Source organism: Micromonospora sp. GCM10011541 (genome assembly GCF_042650725.1).
Classification (GTDB): domain Bacteria; phylum Actinomycetota; class Actinomycetes; order Mycobacteriales; family Micromonosporaceae; genus Micromonospora; species Micromonospora sicca.
This window is the reverse complement of sequence record NZ_JBHSBP010000065.1, coordinates 1-21,694: the sequence shown is the minus strand read 5'-3', so window position 1 is coordinate 21,694 and position 21,694 is coordinate 1. Positions and strand designations below refer to the sequence as shown.

At 73.0% G+C, this 21,694-nt stretch carries 16 protein-coding genes; 6 read left to right on the top strand and 10 right to left on the bottom strand.

The window, feature by feature from the left end:
- Window positions 1–11: 11 nt before the first annotated feature.
- The 3 genes from ACFOYX_RS27025 to ACFOYX_RS27015 all read right to left on the bottom strand — a co-directional run bounded on the left by ACFOYX_RS27025 (window position 12) and on the right by ACFOYX_RS27015 (window position 3,592).
- Complete coding sequence (locus ACFOYX_RS27025; protein WP_322443796.1) at window positions 12–731, bottom strand: TIGR03936 family radical SAM-associated protein; 720 nt, start codon at window positions 729–731, stop codon at window positions 12–14.
- Between the two features lie 113 nt (window positions 732–844).
- Window positions 845–2,836, bottom strand: coding sequence for a TIGR03960 family B12-binding radical SAM protein (locus ACFOYX_RS27020; RefSeq protein WP_238454444.1), 1,992 nt, complete (start codon window positions 2,834–2,836; stop codon window positions 845–847).
- A gap of 93 nt (window positions 2,837–2,929) precedes the next feature.
- Window positions 2,930–3,592 (bottom strand): TMEM175 family protein, encoded by a 663-nt coding sequence (locus ACFOYX_RS27015; protein WP_322443792.1) that lies wholly within the window; start codon window positions 3,590–3,592, stop codon window positions 2,930–2,932.
- 153 nt (window positions 3,593–3,745) lie between these two features.
- Here ACFOYX_RS27015 and ACFOYX_RS27010 point away from each other — a divergent pair, with 153 nt between their 5' ends.
- Both ACFOYX_RS27010 and ACFOYX_RS27005 read left to right on the top strand, forming a co-directional pair.
- A complete protein-coding gene (locus ACFOYX_RS27010; protein ID WP_322443793.1) occupies window positions 3,746–5,299 on the top strand; it encodes a hypothetical protein in 1,554 nt (517 codons plus the stop codon).
- A gap of 83 nt (window positions 5,300–5,382) precedes the next feature.
- Window positions 5,383–6,852, top strand: a complete 1,470-nt coding sequence (locus tag ACFOYX_RS27005) for a cryptochrome/photolyase family protein (protein WP_322443794.1) — start codon at window positions 5,383–5,385, stop codon at window positions 6,850–6,852.
- Window positions 6,853–6,856: 4 nt separating this feature from the next.
- Here the strand turns inward: ACFOYX_RS27005 and ACFOYX_RS27000 are convergent, their stop codons facing one another.
- From ACFOYX_RS27000 to ACFOYX_RS26990, 3 genes are all read right to left on the bottom strand, one after another.
- Window positions 6,857–7,555 carry a 1-acyl-sn-glycerol-3-phosphate acyltransferase gene (locus ACFOYX_RS27000; protein WP_109805367.1) on the bottom strand — a complete coding sequence of 233 codons (699 nt, stop codon included), beginning with the start codon at window positions 7,553–7,555 and terminating at the stop codon, window positions 6,857–6,859.
- A 132-nt stretch (window positions 7,556–7,687) separates the two neighbouring features.
- Complete coding sequence (gene ileS, locus ACFOYX_RS26995; protein ID WP_322443795.1) at window positions 7,688–10,843, bottom strand: isoleucine--tRNA ligase; 3,156 nt, start codon at window positions 10,841–10,843, stop codon at window positions 7,688–7,690.
- A 491-nt stretch (window positions 10,844–11,334) separates the two neighbouring features.
- A complete protein-coding gene (locus ACFOYX_RS26990; RefSeq protein WP_322475180.1) occupies window positions 11,335–12,891 on the bottom strand; it encodes an alkaline phosphatase D family protein in 1,557 nt (518 codons plus the stop codon).
- Between the two features lie 202 nt (window positions 12,892–13,093).
- Between ACFOYX_RS26990 and ACFOYX_RS26985 the strand changes: the two genes are divergently transcribed.
- Window positions 13,094–13,534: a carboxymuconolactone decarboxylase family protein gene (locus ACFOYX_RS26985; protein WP_322444022.1), complete on the top strand. Its 441-nt coding sequence runs from the start codon at window positions 13,094–13,096 to the stop codon at window positions 13,532–13,534.
- Window positions 13,483–14,415, top strand: coding sequence for an RNA polymerase sigma factor SigJ (gene sigJ, locus ACFOYX_RS26980; protein WP_377534513.1), 933 nt, complete (start codon window positions 13,483–13,485; stop codon window positions 14,413–14,415). The genes ACFOYX_RS26985 and sigJ overlap by 52 nt, the downstream gene beginning before the upstream one ends.
- A gap of 49 nt (window positions 14,416–14,464) precedes the next feature.
- Here sigJ and ndk read toward each other — a convergent pair whose 3' ends face one another.
- Window positions 14,465–14,890, bottom strand: coding sequence for a nucleoside-diphosphate kinase (gene ndk / locus ACFOYX_RS26975; RefSeq protein ID WP_322444024.1), 426 nt, complete (start codon window positions 14,888–14,890; stop codon window positions 14,465–14,467).
- A gap of 142 nt (window positions 14,891–15,032) precedes the next feature.
- On the opposite strand from ndk, the gene ACFOYX_RS26970 reads away from it, so the two are divergent.
- Window positions 15,033–16,286 (top strand): VOC family protein, encoded by a 1,254-nt coding sequence (locus ACFOYX_RS26970; protein ID WP_322444025.1) that lies wholly within the window; start codon window positions 15,033–15,035, stop codon window positions 16,284–16,286.
- 33 nt (window positions 16,287–16,319) lie between these two features.
- On the opposite strand, the gene ACFOYX_RS26965 is transcribed toward ACFOYX_RS26970, so the two are convergent.
- Genes ACFOYX_RS26965 through ACFOYX_RS26955 form a run of 3 tightly spaced genes read right to left on the bottom strand, consistent with a single transcriptional unit; the run spans window position 16,320 to window position 20,775 of the window.
- Window positions 16,320–16,817: a DUF4233 domain-containing protein gene (locus tag ACFOYX_RS26965; protein ID WP_322444026.1), complete on the bottom strand. Its 498-nt coding sequence runs from the start codon at window positions 16,815–16,817 to the stop codon at window positions 16,320–16,322.
- 8 nt (window positions 16,818–16,825) lie between these two features.
- Window positions 16,826–18,160, bottom strand: a complete 1,335-nt coding sequence (locus tag ACFOYX_RS26960; RefSeq protein ID WP_322444027.1) for a folylpolyglutamate synthase/dihydrofolate synthase family protein — start codon at window positions 18,158–18,160, stop codon at window positions 16,826–16,828.
- Window positions 18,157–20,775: a valine--tRNA ligase gene (locus ACFOYX_RS26955; RefSeq protein WP_322444028.1), complete on the bottom strand. Its 2,619-nt coding sequence runs from the start codon at window positions 20,773–20,775 to the stop codon at window positions 18,157–18,159. The genes ACFOYX_RS26960 and ACFOYX_RS26955 overlap by 4 nt, the downstream gene beginning before the upstream one ends.
- 69 nt (window positions 20,776–20,844) lie before the next feature.
- Between ACFOYX_RS26955 and ACFOYX_RS26950 the strand changes: the two genes are divergently transcribed.
- Complete coding sequence (locus ACFOYX_RS26950) at window positions 20,845–21,525, top strand: hypothetical protein (protein ID WP_322444029.1); 681 nt, start codon at window positions 20,845–20,847, stop codon at window positions 21,523–21,525.
- Window positions 21,526–21,694 lie beyond the last annotated feature (169 nt).

Sequence of the window (21,694 nt, the reverse complement as noted above, 5' to 3'; positions counted from 1 at the left end):
CCAACCGTCGGTCAGTGCTCACCGATGGCTGCCCCGTCGCGATCCGCATCCAACGGATCCACGATCTCGCCCTGCGCGGTCAGCGTGCCCTGCGCCAGCCGGATCACCTTCGGGGAGACCGGCGGCTCCAAGGCGGCCACCACGCGGAGGCCGGAAAGGACGTCATCGGGCCGTACGGACGGGGTGACCTGCCGCACGACCAGTTCGAGTATCGCACACGGTACGGCCGGTGCCCCGGAAGGCGTCTCGGACGCGGGTACGACATCGATGCCGATGACCGCCGAACGCGCGTCGAAGGTCCGTCGCCCCTGCTTGGTCATCCGCTCGACCTGGATCTCCTCGGCGGCGCGGAAGGCGGCCACCGCCTGCTCCGCCAGCGCCGGGTCGACCTCGGGCAGCTCGATCCGCCAGCGGGAGGCCTCGATCCGGTCGGCGAGGCTACCGCCGCCGGCCACCACCGCGTCGAGCACGTCGAGTCCCGGCGAGAGCGCGGCGTCCAGGGCGGCCCGCAACCGGTCCGGGTCGACCGGCTCGCGGAGCCCGATCTCCAGGTACTCGGCCTCGCTGGCCACGCCCGTGGGCGCGGCGCTGGCGTACGAGATCTTCGGGTGCGGGGTGAAGCCCTGGGAGAAGGCGATCGGTACGCCGGCCCGGCGCAGGGCGCGCTCGAAGGCCCGGGCGAAGTCCCGGTGCGAGGTGAACCGCAGCGGTCCGCGCTTGGCGTACCGGATCCGGACGCGCTGGACGACGGGCGCCTGCCCGCCCTCCGGCTGTGGTTTCTTGCTGATCGTCGTGCTCCTCGGGGTCAGGACCGGTTGATCATGAAGTCACTGCGGGAAGACGGTCACTGCTGGGTGCCGGACGGGACCTTCAGGCCGGAACCGCCGATCGGGGTCAGCGGGAGGAGCTTCTTCCCGGTCGGGCCGATCTGGATCTCGGTGTCCATGGACGGGCAGACGCCGCAGTCGAAGCACGGGGTCCATCGGCAGTCGTCCTGCTCGTACTCCGACAGCGAGTCCTGCCAGTCCTGCCAGAGCCAGTCCTTGTCGAGACCCGAGTCGAGGTGGTCCCAGGGCAGGACCTCCAACTCCTCGCGCTCCCGCGTGGTGTACCAGTCGAGGTCCACCCCAAAGGCCGGCAGCACCTCGGCGGCGGCGTCCACCCAGCGCTGGTACGAGAAGTGCTCGCTCCAGCCGTCGAACCGGCCGCCGTTCTCCCAGACCTTGCGGATCACCGCGCCGACCCGACGGTCACCGCGGCTGAGCAGGCCCTCGATCAGCGAGGGCTCGCCGTCGTGGTACCGGTAGCCGATCGCCCGGCCCAGCGAGCGGTCGGCGTTGATCGCCTGCTTGAGCAGCCTGAGCCGGTGGTCGATGACCTCCGGCCGCGCCATCGCCGCCCACTGGAACGGGGTGTGCGGCTTCGGCACGAAACCGCCGATGGAGACCGTGCAGCGGATGTCCTTGCTGCCGGTGGCCGCCCGGCCGGCCTTGATGACCTCGTGCGCCATGTCGGCGATCTCGAGGACGTCCTCGTCGGTCTCGGTGGGCAGGCCGCACATGAAGTAGAGCTTCACCTGCCGCCAGCCGTTGGTGTACGCGGTGACCACGGTACGGATGAGGTCTTCCTTCGACACCATCTTGTTGATGACCTTGCGGATCCGCTCCGACCCGCCCTCCGGGGCGAAGGTCAGGCCGGTCCGCCGCCCGTTGCGGGACAGCTCCTGGGCCAGGTCGATGTTGAACGCGTCCACCCGGGTCGACGGCAGCGACAGCGAGACGTTGGTGCCCTCGTACTGCTGGGCCAGGCCCGAGCACATGTCACCGATCTCGGAGTGGTCGGCCGAGGAGAGCGAGAGCAGGCCGACCTCGGAGAAGCCGGAGAACTCCAGCCCCTCGCGCACCATCTGCCCGACCGTGGTGATCGACCGCTCCCGCACAGGACGGGTGATCATGCCGGCCTGGCAGAACCGGCAGCCCCGGGTGCAGCCCCGGAAGATCTCCACCGCGTACCGCTCGTGGACCGTCTCGGCGAGCGGGACGAGGGGCTTCTTCGGGTACGGCCAGGCGTCCAGGTCCATCGTCGTGCGCTTGTGCACCCGGAACGGCACGTCCGCCCGGTTCGGCACGACCCGCTGGATCCGGCCGTCGGGCAGGTAGTCGACGTCGTAGAAGCGCGGCACGTAGACGCTCTCGGTGCGGGCCAGCCGCAGCAGCAGCTCGTCCCGGCCACCCGGGGAGCCCTCGGCCTTCCACTCCCGGACGATCGTGGTGATCTCCAGGACCGCCTCCTCGCCGTCACCGAGCACGGCGGCGTCGACGAAGTCGGCGATCGGCTCCGGGTTGAACGCGGCGTGCCCGCCGGCCACGATCACCGGGTCGGCGTCGGTGCGGTCGGCGGCCAGCATCGGGATGCCGGCCAGGTCGATCGCGGTGAGCAGGTTGGTGTAGCCCAGCTCGGTGGAGAACGAGACGCCGAACACGTCGAAGTCGCGTACCGCGCGGTGCGCGTCGACGGTGAACTGGGGCACGCCGTGGGCGCGCATCAGCTTCTCCAGGTCCGGCCAGACCGCGTACGTCCGCTCGGCGAGCACGTCGGGCAGCTCGTTGAGCACCTCGTAGAGGATCTGCACGCCCTGGTTTGGCAGGCCCACCTCGTACGCGTCGGGATACATCAGCGCCCAGCGGACGACCGCCGCGTCCCAGTCCTTGACCACCGCACCCAGCTCCCCACCGACGTACTGGATGGGCTTGGTCACCTGGGGCAGCAGCGGCTCAAGCTGGGGCCAGACGGAGTTGGCCGCGGCGGGGCGCGGCGTCGTGGACGGGACGCTCATGAAGCCCAAGGGTACGCGCCCGTCCGCCGGGCACCGCGCCGCACCGCCCGCCGGCCCGGTCGCCCAAGGCGGGAGGAACCGGACCGCCGGCGGTCAGCGGCGGCGCGGTCGACCCCGGCGGACGCCCTCGCTGGTCAGCGCGTGATAGGCGATCATGACCACGATGCCGATCACTCCGAGCACCGGGCTGACGAACCAACCCAGCGCGCCGCTGAGCAGGTAGAGCGCCATCCCGGTGACCGGGCGGGCCCGCTGGGCGGCGACGTGCGCCACGGAGATTCCCTCCCCCAGCAGCGCCGGATGCCGGCGCAGGTAACTGAAGAAAGCGAGCCAGGGTGCGGACATCGCCGCCGCGGCCAGCGCGTAGAGCAGCACGGCCACCCGCCGGTCGTGGTCGTTCCCGTCGTGGGCGAAGGCGGCGGCGAGCACCGCGGTCGGGAACGGGATGACCACCACGCCGAGCAACAGCCAGAGGTTGATCCAGTTCAGGCCGAGCGTGGTGCTCCGGACCAGCCGCAGCAGCATGTGGTGGTTGAGCCAGATCACCCCGACGTAGCCGAAGGAGAGCAGGAAGGCGACGTAGGCCGGGGCCTCCTCGACGAGGCCGGTGAGCAGTTCCCCCGGCCGGTGGGCGGGCACCCGGAGCTCGATCACCAGCAGGGTGATGACGATGGCGAAGACCCCGTCGCTGAACCCGGTCAGCCTGCCGATGTCACTGACCGGCGGCGTGCCGGCGGCCTCGCCCGATGCGGACATGCGCCGAGACTAGGCGTCCTCCTCCGGACACCGCCGGTGGCGCGCCGGGGGGCCGGCCGGTCGACCCGGCCGCCCGGCCCGGCGGCGGGCGGGTTGGGCGGCGGTGGCACTCCGGTACTAACCTCGCAACCGGCGCGAGAGGAGATTGCCGCGATGCCGGAGCCGCAGCCGGGAGCAGACCGGCCGGCCGACGGGGGCAACCCGGTCACGGACCGGGATCCGGCGGTCACCCACGAGCCCGTACCACCGTCCGCCGGGCCGCCCACGGGCGCCGACGACGCCGGGACCGACGACACCCGGGCGGCGGACGACGAGAAGCCGGCCGCGCCCGCCGAGTCCGCGGCCGACGGCGACGCCGGGCCCGCCACCGACGACGGGCCCCGGGTCACCCAGGACCCGGTCCGGACCGGTCCCGAGACACCGGCCGCGACCGGCACGGACGCACCGGCAGCCGACGGCGACGCACCGGCAGTCGGTGGCGACGCACCGGCAGTCGGTGGCGACGGCCCGGCCACGACCGACGAGGGCGGGACGAGCACGCCCGCCGGCCCGGACGCCGCGGCCGAGCCCACCCCGCCGTCGGTCACGCCGGCCCGGGGCTCCGCCGCCGTCCCGACCCGCGCCGAGCCGGCGCCGCCGGCCGCGCATCCGGAAGCGACCCGGGCGGAGACCCGGCCCGACCCGACCCGGGTGGAGACCCGGCCGGAGCCGGTGGCCCCGAAGTGGAGCGGCTCGGCGGCGGTCCCGCCACCGCCGCCCCGGAAGCGCGGCTGGGGCGAGTCGGCCGAGCCCACCCCGCTGCCCGCGCCGCCCGCGCCGGAGCACCAGGTGCCGGTCGACCCGTGGGCGGGCGCCGACACCAGCGGCTGGGAGCTGCACTCCGCCGACTTCCCGGCCCTGCCGGCGACACTCCCCTACGCCGCGCCGCCGCACACGCTCCCCAACCCCGCGCCGCCGGCCGCCCCACCGCCCGGCCCGCCGGTCCCGCCCGCGCCGGTCGCCGCCCGTCCGGTGTCGCCGCCGCCGGCGCCGGTCTCCCCGCCGCCGCCCGCACCGACCCGGCCGCCGAAGCAGCGCCGCCGAGCCGCCCCGCCGCCGGTCGCCCCGCCCCCGGGCTGGCGGGCGCCGAAGGGGTACGTCCCGGTTCCGGTCCGCCGCCGGCGACGCTGGCCGTGGCTGCTGCTGCTCACCCTCGTCTGCTGCTGCGGCGTCCCACTGTGGTGGGTCCAGCCCCTCTCCACCCAGTACCCGGCCAGCGCCGCGCTGCCGGACCGGGCCGCCGGCCTGCGGCTGCGCGAGGACGAACGCAGCCAGGCCACCGCCGAGCGGTTGAAGACCGAGGTACGCCAGGCCCACCTGCTCGCCGAGGACACCTTCGCGGGCGTCTACGCCACGGACGACGGCAAGCGGGTGACGATCTTCGGCGGCACGGGCTTCCGGCTCAGCCCGGAGGCGGACGCGGAGGCCGAGATGGCCCGCCTCAGCGAGCAGTACGCGCTCGACCCCGCGGTGCCGGTGGAGACCGGCGTCCGGGGCCGGTACGAGCGCTGCGCGGTGGGCCGCGCCGACGGCGACGCGGTGGTGGTCTGCACCTCGGTCGACCACGGCAGCCTGGCGACGGGCGTCTTCACCCGGTTGTCGCTGGAGGACGGCGGCGCGCTGCTGGACACGCTGCGGCAGCAGATCGTCACCCCGACCCAGTCCTGACCGTCACGCTGCGCATGGTCTCAGATACATAAAGCTCTCGTTTTCCATACGCCCATATCCGACGCATGGCTCACAATCAGGACATGTCGCGGCGTTGGCTGTTCGCCGATCAGCTGGGACCGCACTTCCTCGACGACCGGCGGCAGCCGGTCCTGCTGATCGAGTCGAAGGCGGTCTTCCGACGCCGCGTCCACCACCGGCAGAAGGCCCACCTGATCCTGTCCGCGCTGCGGCACCGCGCCGCGGAACTCGGCGACCAGGCCGTCTTCCTGCGCGCCGAGACGTACGGGCAGGCGTTGCGGAAGGTCCGCGAGCCGCTGGAGGTCTGCCACCCCACGTCGCGGCGCGCCCTGGACTTCGTCCGCGGCCTGGACCGGGTCACCGTGCTGCCGGAGCGCGGCTACGTGACCAGCCTGGCGGACTTCGCCGAGTGGGCCGACCGGCGCCGGGGCGCGCTGCGGATGGAGGCGTTCTACCGGTTCGCCCGGGAGCACCACGGGGTGCTGCTGGACGGCGGCGACCCGGCCGGCGGCCGGTGGAGCCTGGACATTGAGAACCGCGAGCCGCCGCCGAAGGACGGGAAGCTCGACGTGCCGGCGCCGCCGATGCCGAAGGAGGACGACATCGACGCCGAGGTCCGGGCCGACCTGGACCGCTGGGAGCGGGAGGGGATCCGGTTCGTCGGCCGGGACGGCCCGCGCCGGTTCCCGGCCACCACGAAGGAGGCCAAGGCCCGGCTGCGGCACTTCCTGCGGCACCGGCTCGCCGCGTTCGGCCCGTACGACGACGCGATGCTGTCGACCGACCCCTGGCTGGCGCACAGCATGCTGTCCTCCTCGTTCAACCTGGGCCTGCTCGACCCGATGGAGGCGGTCCGCGGCGCGGAGCGGGCGTACCGCCGGGAGGGCGCGCCACTGCCGAGCGTGGAGGGCTTCGTCCGGCAGATCCTCGGCTGGCGGGACTACATCTGGCACACCTACTGGTACTTCGAGGCCGGCTGGCGCACCAGCAACGAGCTGGGCGCGCGGCGGTCGCTGCCGGGCTGGTGGAACGACCTGGACGCGGACGCGGTCGACGCGCACTGCCTCTCCGACGTGCTCGCCGGGGTCCGGGACCGGGCCTGGGTGCACCACATTCCCCGGCTCATGGTGCTGGGCAACTACGCGCTCCAGCGTGGCTGGCGCCCCGCCGAACTGGTCGAGTGGTTCCACACCCGCTTCGTCGACGGCTACGAGTGGGTGATGACCGGCAACGTGGTGGGCATGAGCCAGTACGCCGACCTGGGCCGGATGACCACCAAGCCGTACGTCGGCGGCGGCGCGTACATCAACCGGATGAGCGACTACTGCGGCGGCTGCCGGTACGACCCGCGGAAGCGGCTCGGCGAGGACGCCTGCCCGTTCACCGCCGGCTACTGGGCGTTCCTGTCCCGCAACCGGGACCGCATCCCGGGCAACGCCCGGATGGCCCGCACCATGAAGCAGATGGACCGCCTCGCCGACCTCGACGCGGTGGTCGCTCAGGAGAAGCGCCGGGGCAGCGACCCGCCGTGACGGGTCAGACGGCGCCGGGCTCCCCCGCGATCGGCGGGTGGGCGCGCGGCGGGGCGTAGCGCGGGACGTACTCCTGGCCGGTCAGCTTCTGGATCTCGGCCATCAGCTCGTCGGTCATCTCCCGCAGCGAGGTGCGGTCGTCCGAGCGGCCGGTGAAGTCCAGCGGCTTGCCGAACCGGATGCCGATCTCGGCCCGACCGGGCCGGGGCACCCGGGCGCCGATGGGCTGCGCCTTGTCGGTGCCGGTCACGCCGACCGGGATGATCGGCACGCCGGCCGCCACGGCGAGCCGGGCCGCACCGGTCCGCCCCCGGTAGAGCCGGCCGTCGGGCGAGCGGGTCCCCTCCGGGTAGACGGCGACCAGGTCGCCGGCCTTGAGCACCGGGATGGCGGCGTCGAACGCCGACAGCGCCGCCCGGCCGCCGGCCCGCTCAACCGGGATGGCGCCCAGCCCGGTGAGCACGAACTTGGAGAAGACGCCCTTCACGCCGGTGCCCTTGAAGTACTCCGACTTGGCCCAGAAGGCCAGGTGCCGGGGCACGACGGTGCCGAGCAGGAGTTCGTCGGCGACGGAGAGGTGGTTGCCCGCGAAGATCGCACCACCGGTCGCCGGGATGTGCTCCAACCCCTCCACGTGCGGACGGAAGGCCAACCGGAGCGCGGGCGCCACGGTGAGCTTGCCGATGGTGTAGAGCAGGGGCACTGGTCCTCCGGCGGTCGTACGTGAACAGGCGGTGTCACGGTAGCGGACGGGGTCGCGTCGGCCCGATCGGGTGGCCTGCCGCGCCGGTGGTGGTCCGGCGGCGGGCACGCCGCCGGACCACCCGCCGTCACCTCATACCCGCCGCACGACCACCGTCACCCGCTCGCCCTCGCCGACCTCACCGGTGAAGCCGTCGGCGCCGTCGATCCCGTCGGCGAAGTCGACGGTGTCGGCCAGCACCTCCCGGGCCACGAAGTCGGTGTACGCGGAGACCGCCGCCCGGACCTCCTCGGAGGCCGACACCGACACCACGATCCGGTCGGAGACGTCCAGGTCGGCGTCGCGGCGGGCCTGCTGAACCACCCGGACCACGTCGCGGGCCAGCCCCTCGGCGGCCAACTCCGGGGTGACCTCGGTGTCCAGCACCACCACGCCCTCGCCGCCGGGCAGCGGCGCGGAGTGCTCGGCGTCGGCGGCGACCAGCCGCAGCTCGTACTCACCCTCGGCGAGGGTGACGCCGGCGGCGACCGGGGCGCCGTCGACCAGCTCCCACTCCCCCGCCTTGACCGCCTTGATGACCTGCTGCACCTGCTTGCCGACCCGCGGGCCCAGCGCCCGGGGCACCACGGTCAGCACCTGCTGGCAGTACGCGGACACCTCGTCGGTGAACTCCACCGCCTTCACGTTGACCTCGTCGGCGACCAGGTCGACGAAGGGCCGGAGCTGGTCCGCGACCGGCGAGGCCACGGTCAGCTTCGGCAGCGGCAGCCGGACCCGCAGGCCCTTCGCCTTGCGCAGCGACAGCGCCGCCGAGGCTACCGCGCGGACGGCGTCCATCGCGGCGACCAGGTCGTGGTCGGCGGGGAACTCCGTGGCCTCCGGCCAGTCGGTCAGGTGCACCGACCGCTCCCCGGTGAGGCCGCGCCAGATCTCCTCCGCGGTCAGCGGCGCCAGCGGCGCCAGCACCCGGCAGAGCGTCTCCAGCACCGTCCACAGGGTGTCGAACGCCTCGGCGTCGCCCGACCAGAACCGGTCCCGCGAGCGCCGCACGTACCAGTTGGTCAGCGCGTCCAGGTAGGACCGGACGGTCGCGCAGGCGCCGGAGATGTCGTACGTCTCCATCTGCCCCTGGACGGTGGTGACCAGCTCGTTCGTCTTCGCCAGCACGTACCGGTCGAGCAGGTGCGTCGAGTCGGTGCGGCGACGCGCCTGGTACCCGTCGGCGTTGGCGTAGAGCGAGAAGAAGTACCAGACGTTCCACAGCGGCAGCAGCACCTGCCGGACGGCGTCCCGGATGCCCGCCTCGGTGACCGCCATGTCGCCGCCGCGCAGCACCGGCGAGGACATCAGCATCCAGCGCATCGCGTCCGACCCGTACGCGTCGAAGACGTGGTAGACGTCCGGGTAGTTGCGCAGGCTCTTGGACATCTTGCGTCCGTCGGAGCCGAGCAGGATGCCGTGGCTGAGGCAGTTGCGGAAGGCCGGCCGGTCGAACAGCGCGGTGGCCAGCACGTGCATGGTGTAGAACCAGCCGCGGGTCTGTCCGATGTACTCGACGATGAAGTCGCCCGGGTAGTGGTGCTCGAACCAGTCCGCGTTCTCGAACGGGTAGTGCACCTGGGCGAACGGCATCGAGCCGGACTCGAACCAGCAGTCCAGCACCTCCGGCACCCGACGCATCATCGACCGGCCGGTCGGGTCGTCCGGGTTGGGCCGGACCAGGTCGTCCACCGCCGGCCGGTGCAGGTCGGTCAGGCGTACGCCGAAGTCCCGCTCGATGTCGGCCAGCGACCCGTACACGTCGACCCGCGGGTAGCTCGGGTCGTCGGAGCGCCACACCGGGATCGGCGAGCCCCAGAACCGGTTCCGGCTGATCGACCAGTCGCGGGCGTTGGCCAGCCACTTGCCGAACGAGCCGTCCTTGATGTGCCCCGGGGTCCAGTTGATCTGCTGGTTCAGCTCGACCATCCGGTCCTTGAACTGCGTCACCGCGACGAACCACGACGACACCGCCTTGTAGACCAGCGGGGTGTCGCAGCGCCAGCAGTGCGGGTACGAGTGGGTGTAGGTGTCCTGCCGGAGCACCACCCCCCGCTCCTTGAGCTCGCGGATCACCGACTTGTTGACGTCGAAGACCTGCTCGCCCTGGTACGGCGGGACCAGCGCGGTGAACCGGGTGTGGTCGTCCACGGTGACGATGGTGGGGATGCCGGCCGCGTTGCAGACGTTCTGGTCGTCCTCGCCGAAGGCCGGGGCCAGGTGGACGATCCCGGTGCCGTCCTCGGTGGTGACGAAGTCCGCGCCGAGCACCTGGTAGGCGTTCGGGCCGGCCTGCTCGACGAGGAAGTCGTACAGCGGGGTGTAGCGGCGCCCGACCAGGTCGCGGCCGTACACCGTGCCGACCTGCTCGTACCCCTCCAGCTCCTTGGCGTACGCGGCCAGCCGCGCGGCGCCCACCAGGTAGCGGGACCCGTCGCGCTCCAGCACCGCGTACTCGATGTCCGGGCCGACGGCGAGGGCCAGGTTCGACGGCAGGGTCCACGGCGTGGTGGTCCAGACGCCGAGCTGCACCGGCCCGCGCAGCAGCTCCGGGGCGCTCTCGTCCGGGGTCAGCTCGAACCACAGCGACAGCGTCGGGTCGTGCCGGTCCTTGTAGACGTCGTCCATCCGGGTCTCGGTGTTCGACAGCGGCGTCTCGCACCGCCAGCAGTACGCCAGCACCCGGAAGCCCTCGTAGACCAGACCCTTGTCGTGCAGGGTCTTGAAGGCCCACATGACGCTTTCCATGTAGTCCAGGTCGAGGGTCTTGTAGTCGTTGGCGAAGTCGACCCAGCGGGCCTGCCGGGTGACGTACCGCTCCCAGTCCTGGGTGAACTCCAGCACCGACGTGCGGCAGGCCTCGTTGAACCGGGCCACGCCGAGGTCGAGGATCTCCGCCTTGCTGGTGATGCCGAGCTGCTTCTCGGCGACCACCTCGGCGGGCAGGCCGTGGCAGTCCCAGCCGAAGCGCCGCTCGACGTGCCGCCCCCGCATGGTCTGGTAGCGGGGCACCACGTCCTTGACGTACCCGGTGAAGAGGTGGCCGTAGTGCGGCAGGCCGTTGGCGAACGGCGGGCCGTCGTAGAAGACGTACTCGTTCTTGCCGTTCTCCCCGGTCGGGCGGGCCTCGACGGACGCCTCGAAGGTCTTGTCGGCCGTCCAGTGCTCCAGGACCCGGCGCTCGACCGCGGGCAGGTCCGGGCTCGCCGGGACACCGGCGGCGGTCGGGTCGTGCAACGGATAGGCCATCGGGGGTCGCTCTCCTCGCGCAGCTCACTCATCTGTGGTCTGCGAGGACGAGCCCTCTCCGGTACGCCGTCCGGCGTCCCGGGGCAGGCCCGCGGTACCACCCCGCTTGACGGTCAAGGTGCGACCGCCCGCTCGTTGGCCGGCTGTGACGGGCCGTCCCGTCCGGTTCTACTGGGCCGGTCACCCGGCTGTTCTTCCGGAGGCTCACCGGTGATGGCCGGGTCGTCGCCTGTGTGCGACAAGCGTACTCGATCGGGAACGGAGATCGCCGCCGAGTAATCACGGGCCGTGCCTCTGGGGGCGATCACCAGCAGGAGCGGGGGCGCTGCGGACGCCCCCGCCCCAACCCCCGTCCCACCCCGCCCCGCCCCGCCCCGCCCCGCCCCGCCCCGCCCCGCCCCGCCCCGGTGATCATGAAGTTGTTCGGTGACCCACGGCGTGTCGCGGCAACAACTTCATGGTCAACCAGGGCGGGGTCAGGGGAGGGCGGGTCAGCGGGTGGGGGCGGGGAGGGTGGTGGTCCAGAGAGAGACGCCGTCGCGGTCGCGGAGGTGGACGGTGAGGTCGCCCGACGCGCCGTCGATCGCGACCTCGCCGAAATGCTGGAAGCCCTCCGCCGGCGAGGTGTTGGCCCGGGGCGGGGCGTGGGTGAACACGGCCTGCGGACCGAACGTGCCGTCCAGGGCGTTCGGGCCGAACGCGCCGGCGTGGGCCGGGCCGGAGACGAACTCCCAGAACGGGGTGAAGTCGCGCACCGCCGCCCGCGCCGGGTCGTAGTGGTGCGCCGCGGTGTAGTGCACGTCCGCGGTGAGGAAGACGATGCCGGTCACCCCGGCCCGGTGGGCGGCGCCCAGCACCTCGGCGAATTCCAGCTCACGCCCGGCCGGCGCCCCCGGATCGCCCTGCGCCACCCCCTCCTGGGCGCCCGGACCGTCCGGCACCACGAGCCCGAGCGGCAGGTCGTTCGCGATCACCTTCCAGGTCGCCCGGGACCGGCTCAGCTCCCGGATCAGCCACTGCCGCTGCTCCCGCCCGAGCAGGCCGCGGTTCCGGTCGGCGTAGGTGTTGCCGTCGTTCGGGTCCTTGTAGGTCCGCATGTCGAGCACGAAGACGTCCAGCAGCGGGCCGTACGACAGCCGCCGGTACATCGGCCCGGCGTCCGGGACGGGCAGCCACTCGTGGAACGCCTGCCGGGCCCGGGCGGCCAGCACGTCCACCCGCCGCTCGGTGTACCGGGCGTCGTCCAGGATCTCCCCCGGGTACCAGTTGTTGAGCACCTCGTGGTCGTCCCACTGGTTGACCTGCGGCACCTCGGCGGCGAACGCCCGCAGGTGCTCGTCGAGCAGGTTGTAGGCGAACTGCCCCCGGTACTCGGTCAGGGTCTCGGCGACTTTGGTCTTCTCCGGCGTCACCAGGTTGCGCCAGATCCGGCCGTCGGGCAGCGACACGCTCTCGGCGAGCGGGCCGTCGGCGTACACGGTGTCGCCGCTGCACAGGAAGAAGTCCGGCCGGACGGCGCTCATCGACCGGAAGATGCTCATCCCGCCGAAGTCCGGGCTGATCCCCCAGCCCTGCCCGACGATGTCACCGGTCCAGACGAACCGCACGTCGCGGCGGTCATGATGCCCCGGGGCGGTGGTGAACGCCCCGACCAGCGGCTCGCTGGCCACGCCGTGCCGGTCCAGGTCCGTCACCCGCACCCGGTAGTGCAGCCGCTCGCCCGCCGGCAGCCCGCGCAGCCGCACCCGGCCGGTGAAGTCCGTCGACGGGTCCAGCACCGGGCCGCGCAGCAGCCGGGCGCCGCGCAGGTCGGGGCGGCGGCTCACCTCGACGACCATCCGGCTCGGCCGGTCGGCACGGGTCCAGACCAGCGCCGATTCGGCGGTCACGTCGCCGCTCTGCACGCCGTGGGTGAGCACCGGACGGCCGGACGGGCGCCAGGCCGCCGCGGCGCCGGCCGGGCCACCGCCGAGGAGGCCACCGCCGGCCAGTCCGGCGCCCGTCGCCAGTCCGGCCCGCAGCAGGGTACGTCGATCGAGAGCAGTCATCTGTCCCCTCCGATGGAAGTCGGTCACCAGTGGTCTACCGGGCGCAGATGAGGTGTTCCGGCGGTGCGGGTGGCCGGCGGGGGAACCGCGGCTGACCACTGGTGGATCGCCGGGGCATGACCACCGTCACAGCCGTCCGCTGTCACGTCGGCGGCGCGGTCTCCCGTCGTACGCGTGTAGCCGTTATCGAGGGAGGCCGGAAATGAGTCGGATCGACATGGCGGCCGTCGTGCCGCAGGCGTACCAGGCGGTGTCCGGGCTGGAGAAGTACGTCCAGGCCAACGTCGACCACACGGTGCTGGAGCTGGTGAAGCTGCGGGCGTCGATGCTCAACGGCTGTGCGTTCTGCGTGGACATGCACAGCCGGGACGCGCTGGCCGCGGGCGAGTCCAGCCGGCGGCTCTTCGCGGTCGCCGCCTGGCGGGAGGCGCCGTTCTTCGACGAGCGGGAGCGGACCGCGCTGGCGCTGACCGACGCGGTCACCCGGCTCGGCGAGCACGGCGTGCCGGACGAGGTCTGGGACGCCGCCGCCAAGGTGTGGTCGGAGAAGGAGCTGGCGGATCTGGTCGTCGCGATCGCCACAATCAACGTGTGGAACCGGATCGCGGTGACCAGCCAGGCGCAGCCGCCGACCGAGGTGTGACCGGCACCTCGGCAGCGCAGGCGGCCGGTGCGCTTCAGGCGCACCGGCCGATGCTGCTCGGGTTGGCGTACCGGCTGCTGGGCAGCCTGCACGACGCGGAGGACGTCCTCCAGGAGGCGTACCTGCGCTGGCTCGACGTCGACCGGGAGTCGGTCGCCGAGCCGCGCCGGTACCTGTCCCGGGTGGTGACCCGGCTGGCGCTGGACCGGCTGCGCACCCGGCAGGCCGCCCGGGAGACGTACGTCGGGCCGTGGCTGCCCGAACCGGTGCCGACCGGCGCGGCGGAGCCGTTCGGGCCGCTGGACAGCGCCGAGCTGCGGGACTCGGTGTCGGTCGCGCTGCTGCACCTGCTGGAACGGCTCACCCCGCCGGAGCGCGCGGTCTACGTGCTGCACACCGCGTTCGCCCTGCCGTACGCGGAGATCGGCGACATCCTGGACCGGTCGGCGGCCGACTGCCGGCAGCTGCACCACCGGGCGGTCGCCCGGATCGCCGACGGCCGGCGGCGCTTCACCGCCGGCCCGGCCGAGCAGCGGCGGCTGCTGGACGCCTTCCTGGCCGCCGCCCGCGACGGTGACCTGCCCCGGTTGGCCGAGCTGGTGGCGTCCGACGCGGTCTCCTGGAACGACGGGGGCGGCGCCGTCCGTGCGGCGCGCAACCCGGTGCACGGCGCGGACCGGATCGCCCGCTTCTTCGCCGGCCTCTACGGCCGGGGACGCCCCATCGAGGCGACCCCCGCCGAGCTCAACGGCGGGCCGGCGCTGGTGCTCCGCTGGCCCGACGGGACCCGCTACACGCTGGCCATCGCGGCCGCGGACGGCCGGATCACGGACCTCTACCTGGTCGGCAACCCGGCGAAGCTGTCCCGGCTGCCCGGCTGAGCACACGGGACGGCCCCGGCCCCCGGGTCCGGGGGCGGGGCCGACGGGCTCAGGCCAGCTCGGGGAACCAGAGCGCGAGCTCCCGCTTGGCGCTGTCCGTCGAGTCGGAGGCGTGCACCAGGTTCTCCCGGTTGGACAGGGAGAGGTCGCCCCGGATGGTGCCGGCGGCGGCCTTGCGGCCGTCCGTGCTGCCGATCATGCCGCGCACCACCTCGATCACCTGGTCGCCGGAGAGCACCAGGGCGACCAGCGGGCCGCCGGTCATGAAGGCCTTCAGCGGCGGGTAGAACGGCTTGTCGACGTGCTCGGCGTAGTGCTGGTCGGCGAAGTCGCCGTCCATCGTCCGCATCGCCATGGCGTCGATCCGCAGGCCCTTGCGCTCGAAGCGGGACACGATCTCGCCGACCAGACCGCGGCGGACCGCGTCGGGCTTGATCAGTACGAGCGAGCGCTCATCCGGGCTGCTGCTGGACACGCTGGGTTCCTCCTGTGCGCGGAAGCCGGTCTGGCTGGGTAGGTTCAGCCTAGCGACCGGGTCCCGGCGCTGGCGCGGCGGCCGCTCTTCCCCTCGGTCGCCGCTGCGGCCTAGCCTGGCCCTAGACCCTGGGAGGTCCACTGTGGCGAACGGCGGGAACCGACCCATCGCGCCGGTGCGGAAGCTGATCGCCGCGGTGCTCGGCACCGTGGCGACCTTCGTCGTGCTGTTCGGGCTGGGGATGACCAGCTGGGCCATCGTGGCCCTCGGCGTCGCGCTGCTGGTGCTGGCGATCGCCCTGGCCACGGTGCGCGGGGGCGGGCGCACCTGGGTGGTCGGCGTCGGGCACGTGCACAGCGCGTCCGAGCCCCCCACGCAGTACGCCTTCGGCCGCTGCGAACTCCAGCTGGTGATCGACGCCCCCGGGTTGCCGCCCCGGTCCAAGAAGATCATCGAACCCCGGGTGCCGGTCGCCAAGTGGCCGTCGCTGGGCCAGCCGCTGCCCATCCGGGTCGCCCTCGACGACCAGCGGCACGTGCGCGTCCTCTGGGACGAGGTGCCCACCCACGCCGAGACGGCCGCCGCGACGGCGGACCTCCCGCCGGAGTACGCCGGCCCCGATCCGGTCGACGAGGTGCTGATCGCACAGGAGGCGCCGCCCTGGGCCGACCGCGCCCCGGAGGACGACTTCCGCGACGACTTCCCACCCGCGCCGGATCCGCTCCTCGACGACGTCACCGTGCTGACCGAGGAACGCGAACCGGTGGTCATGCACCAGCGCCCGGGCGGCCCGGTGGTGCTGGAGGGCACGGTGGTCGAGCAGCCGGCGACCGGGCCGCTGCCCCGCCGGGCGACGACCCCCGCGCCGCGGTCGCCCGCCGAGGAGCGGTTCGACGCGACGGTGCCGGTGGACCCGATCGACCTGCCGCTGGACGATCCGGCGCCGGAGGCGCCCCCGACCGCGGAGGAGCTGGACGAGGCCGTCTTCGGGTTCCCGGGCGACGACGCCGCCGAGGTGGCCGCCCCGATCAGCGGCATCGGCATCACCCTGCTGGTGACCGACCTGACCCGGTCGCTGGCCTTCTACCGGGACCTCGGCTTCGACGAGGTGGACCGGGGCTCCGGCAACGCCGTCCTCGCCTCCGGCGCCACCCGCCTGGTGCTGCGTGAAGTCACCGAAGCGGCCCCGATCAGCCGGCGGCTGGTCCACGTCAACCTCGAGGTCGACGACATCCAGGCCGCGTACGAGCGGCTGCGCGGCTCCGGCGTCCGCTTCACGTACGCCCCGCGGGTGGTCAACCGGGGCGCGAAGCTGGAGGTGTGGGCGGCGGCGTTCCGCGACCCGGACGGGCACGGCATCGCCCTCACCCAGTGGCGGACCCTCGCCGACGCGTGACGGCGGGGCGCCTGACGGCACCCGGCCCGCGGCTCAGCCGAGGATGACCCGGCGGACGTGCAGGGCATAGGCCCACACCAGGGCGAAGATGACGCCCAGCACCAGCAGCGACCAGTGCAGCAGGCCCGAGAGCATCAGCAGGCCCTGCACCACGGTGCCCGCGTGCCAGGCCCACGGCCGCCCCATCCGGCCGGCGAGCACCACGCAGGCCACGGCCAGCGCCACGATCACGGCGATGGCGGCGCCGCCGAGGTCCCCGCCGACCACCCGGATCGGCTGGATGGCGAGCAGCAGCACCAGGGCCTCCAGGGCCAGCGTGCCGGCGCCGAGCCCGCGTACCGCCTTCTCCGGGTTCCGCAGCCCGGACCGCCGCTCCCCCGGCTCACCGGCCACCGGACCGCCACCGGCCTCCTCCGGCTCCGGCCCGCCGGCGGCCGGCGTCGAGCCCGGCCGCCCACGGGGGTCGGCCGTCGCGTCGGTCCGCGGTCCGGCGTCCGGCCCCGGCACGACCTCCTCGGGGCGCTCCCCCATCGGGCCGGTCATTGCTTCAGCAGCCGGCGGGCGTCGGCCACGGTCACCACCGACCCGGTGATCAGCACACCGACCCCGGAGAGCTCACCGGGCACGTCGGACTCGGCCTCGGCGATCGCCGCCTCGATGGCGTCCGGCATCTCCTCGGCGACCTCCACCCGCTCCGACCCGAAGACCTCCCGGGCCAGCTCGGCCAGCTCCTCCACCGGCATCGCCCGGGGCGAGCTGTTGCCGGTGACCACCAGCGAGTCGAGCACCGGCTCCAGCAGCTCCAGCAGACTGGCGGCGTCCTTGTCGCCGAGCACGGCCAGCACGCCGACCAGCTTGCTGAACGCGAACTCCTCCTGCAGCGCGGTGACCGTGGCCGCCATCCCGTGCGGGTTGTGCGCGCCGTCGAGCAGGACCGTCGGGGCGCTGCGGACCTTCTCCAGCCGGCCGGGCGAGCTGGTCGCGGCGAAGCCCTCCCGGACGGCCTCGATGTCGAGCTGCCGCTTGGCACCGGCGCCCAGGAACGCCTCGACGGCGGCGAGCGCCACCGCGGCGTTCTGTGCCTGGTGCGCGCCGTGCAGCGGGATGAAGATCTCGTCGTACACCCCGCCGAGGCCCTGGATGGCGAGCACCTGACCGCCGACCGCGACCGAGCGGCGGAGCACGCCGAACTCCGCGCCCTCCCGCGCCACGGTGGCGCCCACCTCGGCGCAGCGCTCCAGGATCGGCCGGGCGGCCTCCTCCTCCTGCGCGGCACAGATGACGGTCGCGCCGGAGTGGATGATGCCCGCCTTGTGCAGCGCGATGTCCTCGATGGTGTCGCCGAGCCACTCGGTGTGATCCAGCGCGATCGGGGTGAGCACGGCCACCCCGGCCTGGATCACGTTGGTGGCGTCCTCGGCGCCGCCGAGCCCGACCTCGACCACCGCGACGTCGACCGGCGCGTCGGCGAACGTGGCGAACGCCAGCGCGGTGGTCAGGTCGAAGTAGGTCAGCGGTTCGGCGGAGCGCTGGTCGACCAGCTCGGCCAGCGGCTCCACCTCCCGGTACGTGGCGACGAAGCGCTCCTCGCTGACCGGCTCCCCGTCCAGGCTGATCCGCTCGCGGACGGTCTCCAGGTGAGGGCTGGTGTAGCGCCCGGTGTGCAGCCCGAAGGCCCGCAACAGCGAGTCGATCATCCGGGCCGTCGAGGTCTTCCCGTTGGTCCCGGTCAGGTGGATCGACGGGTACGCCCGCTGCGGGCTGCCGAGCAGGTCGAGCAGCATCTCGATGCGCTCCAGCTCGAAATGCATGCGGGTGAAGCCGCGGGCGGCCAGGGCGGCGTCGACGGCGGCGAATTCGGTGCGGTCGGTCACGAGGGCAGCGCCTCCAGGGCAGCGTCGATCCGGATCAGGTCGGCCTCGGCCACGGCGAGCCGTTCGCGGATCTTCGCCACCACCGGCTCCGGGGCCTTCCCGACGAAGGCCGGGTTGTCCAGCTTCGCCCGGGCCTGCGCGGCCTCCTTCTCGGCGGCCGTCCGGTCCTTGGTGAGCCGGGCCCGCTCGGCGGCCACGTCGATCGAGCCACGGGTGTCCAGCGCGACGCTGACCTCCCCGGGCATGGCGAGGGTGGCGCTGGCCTGGAAGTCCTCGGCGGGCGCGTCGAGCCGGACCAGCGACCGGATCAGCGACTCGTGCGCGGCGATGCCCGCCGGCGCGAGGCCGTCCAGCCGGGCCGCGACCCGCTGGGTCGGCCGCAGCCCCTGGTCGGACCGGAACCGGCGGATCTCGGTCACCACCCGCTGGAGGGTGGCGACCTCGACTTCCGCGGCGTCGTCGACCAGCGTACGGTCGGCCAGCGGCCAGGCGGCCGTCAGGACCGTCTCACCGCCGGTCAGCGCGGACCACAGCTCGTCGGTGACGAACGGGATCACCGGGTGCAGCAGCCGCAGCAGCTGGTCCAGCACGTGCCCGAGCACCCGGCGGGTGGCGGCGGCGGCCGGGCCGCCCCCGGCGAGCACCGGCTTGCTCAGCTCCACGTACCAGTCGCAGACGTCGTCCCAGGCGAAGTGGTACAGCAGGTCGCAGACCTTCGCGAACTCGTACGCCTCGAACTGCTCGTCCACCTCGGCGGTGACGTGCGCCAGCCGGGACAGGATCCACCGGTCGACGGTCGACAGGGTGCCGGCCGCCGGCAGCGGACCGTCGATGTGCGCGCCGTTGAGCAGCGCGAACCGCGTGGCGTTCCAGAGCTTGTTGGAGAAGTTGCGGGAGCCCTGGCACCACTCCTCGCTCACCGGCACGTCCTGCCCGGGGTTGGCGCCCCGGGCGAGGGTGAACCGGGTGGCGTCGGCGCCGAACCGGTCGATCCAGTCCAGCGGGTCGACCACGTTGCCGAACGACTTCGACATCTTCTTGCCGTGCTCGTCGCGGACCATGCCGTGCAGGGCGACCACGTCGAACGGCTGGACGCCGTCCATCGCGTACAGGCCGAACATCATCATCCGGGCGACCCAGAAGAAGAGGATGTCGTACCCGGTGACCAGCACGTTGGTCGGGTAGAACTTCGCCAGGTCCGGGGTCTGCTCGGGCCAGCCCAGGGTGGAGAACGGCCACAGGCCGCTGGAGAACCAGGTGTCGAGGACGTCCTCGTCCTGGCGCCAGCCCGCGCCGGTGGGCGGCTGCTCGTCGGGGCCGACGCAGACGATCTCGCCGTCCGGGCCGTACCAGACCGGGATCCGGTGGCCCCACCAGAGCTGCCGGGAGATGCACCAGTCGTGCATGTTGTCGACCCAGGCGAAGTACCGCTTGGCCAGCTCGGCCGGCTCGATCCGGACCCGGCCGTCGCGCACCGCGTCGCCGGCCGCCTTGGCCAGCGGACCGGTGTTGACGAACCACTGCAACGACAACCGCGGCTCCACGGTCGTCTTGCACCGGGAGCAGTGCCCCACCGCGTGCACGTACGGCCGCTTCTCGGCCACGATCCGGCCCTGCTCGCGCAGCGCGGCGACGATCGCCGGGCGGGCCTCGTAGCGGTCCAACCCCTCGAACGGGCCGGGCGCGGTGATGATCCCGCGCTCGTCCATGATCGTCAGGGCGGGCAGATCGTGCCGCTGGCCGATCTCGAAGTCGTTGGGGTCGTGCGCCGGGGTCACCTTCACCATGCCGGTGCCGAAGCTCGGGTCGACGTGCTCGTCGGCGACGATCGGGATCCGCCGGTCGGTGAGCGGCACGGCCACCTCGGTGCCGATCAGGTGCCGGTACCGCTCGTCGTCGGGGTGCACCGCCACCGCGGTGTCGCCGAGCATCGTCTCCGCCCGGGTGGTGGCCACCACCACGTCGTCGCTGTAGCGGATCGAGATGAGCTCACCCTCGTCCTCGGTGTGCTCCACCTCGATGTCGGACAGGGCGGTCAGGCAGCGCGGACACCAGTTGATGATCCGGTTGGCCCGGTAGATGAGCCCGTCGTCGAAGAGCTTCTTGAACATCGTCTGCACGGCCCGGGACAGGCCCTCGTCCATGGTGAAGCGCTCACGGTCCCAGTCCACGGCGTCGCCGAGCCGGCGCATCTGGCCGAGGATCGCGCCGCCGGACTCCGCCTTCCACTGCCAGACCCGCTCGACGAACTTCTCCCGGCCCAGGTCGTGCCGGGACAGGCCCTCGGTGGCGAGCTGCCGCTCGACCAGGTTCTGGGTGGCGATGCCGGCGTGGTCCATGCCGGGCAGCCAGAGCGCCTCGAAGCCCTGCATCTTCTTCCGCCGGGTGAGGGCGTCCATCAGCGTGTGCTCGAACGCGTGGCCCATGTGCAGCGAGCCGGTGACGTTCGGGGGCGGGATGACGATGGTGAAGGGGGGCTTGTCGCTCTCCGCCGACGCCCGGAAGTGGCCGCCGGCTACCCACTGCTCGTACCGTCGCTGCTCTACCTCGCCGGGCTGGTACTGGCCGGCAAGGGTCGGGGCGTCGGGGCGTCGGGCATCCAGTCTCTCGGTCACCCTGAAAGTCTACGGAGCGCTTCGGCGGACCCGACGTGCGCCACCTGTTGTTCGCGTACGGTGGCGGACATGTCCGACGCACATCTCACCGAGCGGCCGCTCGGCGACGGGCCCGAACCGGTCGACCTGACCGACGAGCCGATCCAGCTGAGCCGCCGCGACCCGGAAAGCAGCCCTGAGCGGGCCGGTACGCCGTCCCGTCGCCGGCGCCTGGTGCTCGCCGTCGCGCTGGTGGCCGGGCTCGCGGGGCTCGGGGCGCTCGGCGCCGGCGGCTGGCGGGTGTTTCAGGAGAAGGACACCGACCTGTCGACCCCGGTGAAGGTGGCCGGACTCACCCGCGACGACAGCGAGCGGGCGCGGAGCACCGCCGACTACCTGCGGGACGGCTTCGCCGCCGACATCGAGCTGGACAAGAGCGTCGGCACCGTCTACAGCGATCCGGCGGACGCGAGAAGGGCGGTGCTCGTCTTCGGCGGCACCACCCTGCTTTGGCAGCCGGAGCGGGATCTGGACAGCCTGTTCGGCCTGATGGCCGACGAGACCGGCAAGGTCACCGGGTTGCGGGAGGTGGACGCCGGCCGGCTGGGCGGCGTGATGAAGTGCGGCACGACCAGCGGCGACGGCGGCGACTTCGCGGTGTGCGGCTGGGCCGACCACGGCAGCGTGGTGATGGCGATGTTCCCGGGACGTCCCGTCGGCCAGGCCGCCGGCCTGTTCCGTCAGCTCCGCGAGGGCATGCAGACCCGTTGACCGGTTTTCGGGGCACGTCGCCGGCTCGCCCGCGGCGTGCCCTTCATCCGGTGCGCGGATTTGGGGCCGGAAACGCAGATGAGGTCACCCCGAAGGGTGACCTCATCTGGAAGATTGTCCGGCGGTGTCCTACTCTCCCACACCCTCCCGAGTGCAGTACCATCGGCGC

Bases quoted from the DNA above. Each gene is read 5' to 3' on its own strand.
- ACFOYX_RS27020 (WP_238454444.1), bottom strand. From the start codon at position 2,836: ATGAGCGTCCCGTCCACGACGCCGCGCCCCGCCGCGGCCAACTCCGTC.
- ACFOYX_RS27015 (WP_322443792.1), bottom strand. From the start codon at position 3,592: ATGTCCGCATCGGGCGAGGCCGCCGGCACGCCGCCGGTCAGTGACATC.
- ACFOYX_RS27010 (WP_322443793.1), top strand. From the start codon at position 3,746: ATGCCGGAGCCGCAGCCGGGAGCAGACCGGCCGGCCGACGGGGGCAAC.
- ACFOYX_RS27005 (WP_322443794.1), top strand. From the start codon at position 5,383: ATGTCGCGGCGTTGGCTGTTCGCCGATCAGCTGGGACCGCACTTCCTC.
- ileS (WP_322443795.1), bottom strand. From the start codon at position 10,843: ATGGCCTATCCGTTGCACGACCCGACCGCCGCCGGTGTCCCGGCGAGC.
- ACFOYX_RS26990 (WP_322475180.1), bottom strand. From the start codon at position 12,891: ATGACTGCTCTCGATCGACGTACCCTGCTGCGGGCCGGACTGGCGACG.
- ACFOYX_RS26985 (WP_322444022.1), top strand. From the start codon at position 13,094: ATGAGTCGGATCGACATGGCGGCCGTCGTGCCGCAGGCGTACCAGGCG.
- ACFOYX_RS26965 (WP_322444026.1), bottom strand. From the start codon at position 16,817: ATGGGGGAGCGCCCCGAGGAGGTCGTGCCGGGGCCGGACGCCGGACCG.
- ACFOYX_RS26950 (WP_322444029.1), top strand. From the start codon at position 20,845: ATGTCCGACGCACATCTCACCGAGCGGCCGCTCGGCGACGGGCCCGAA.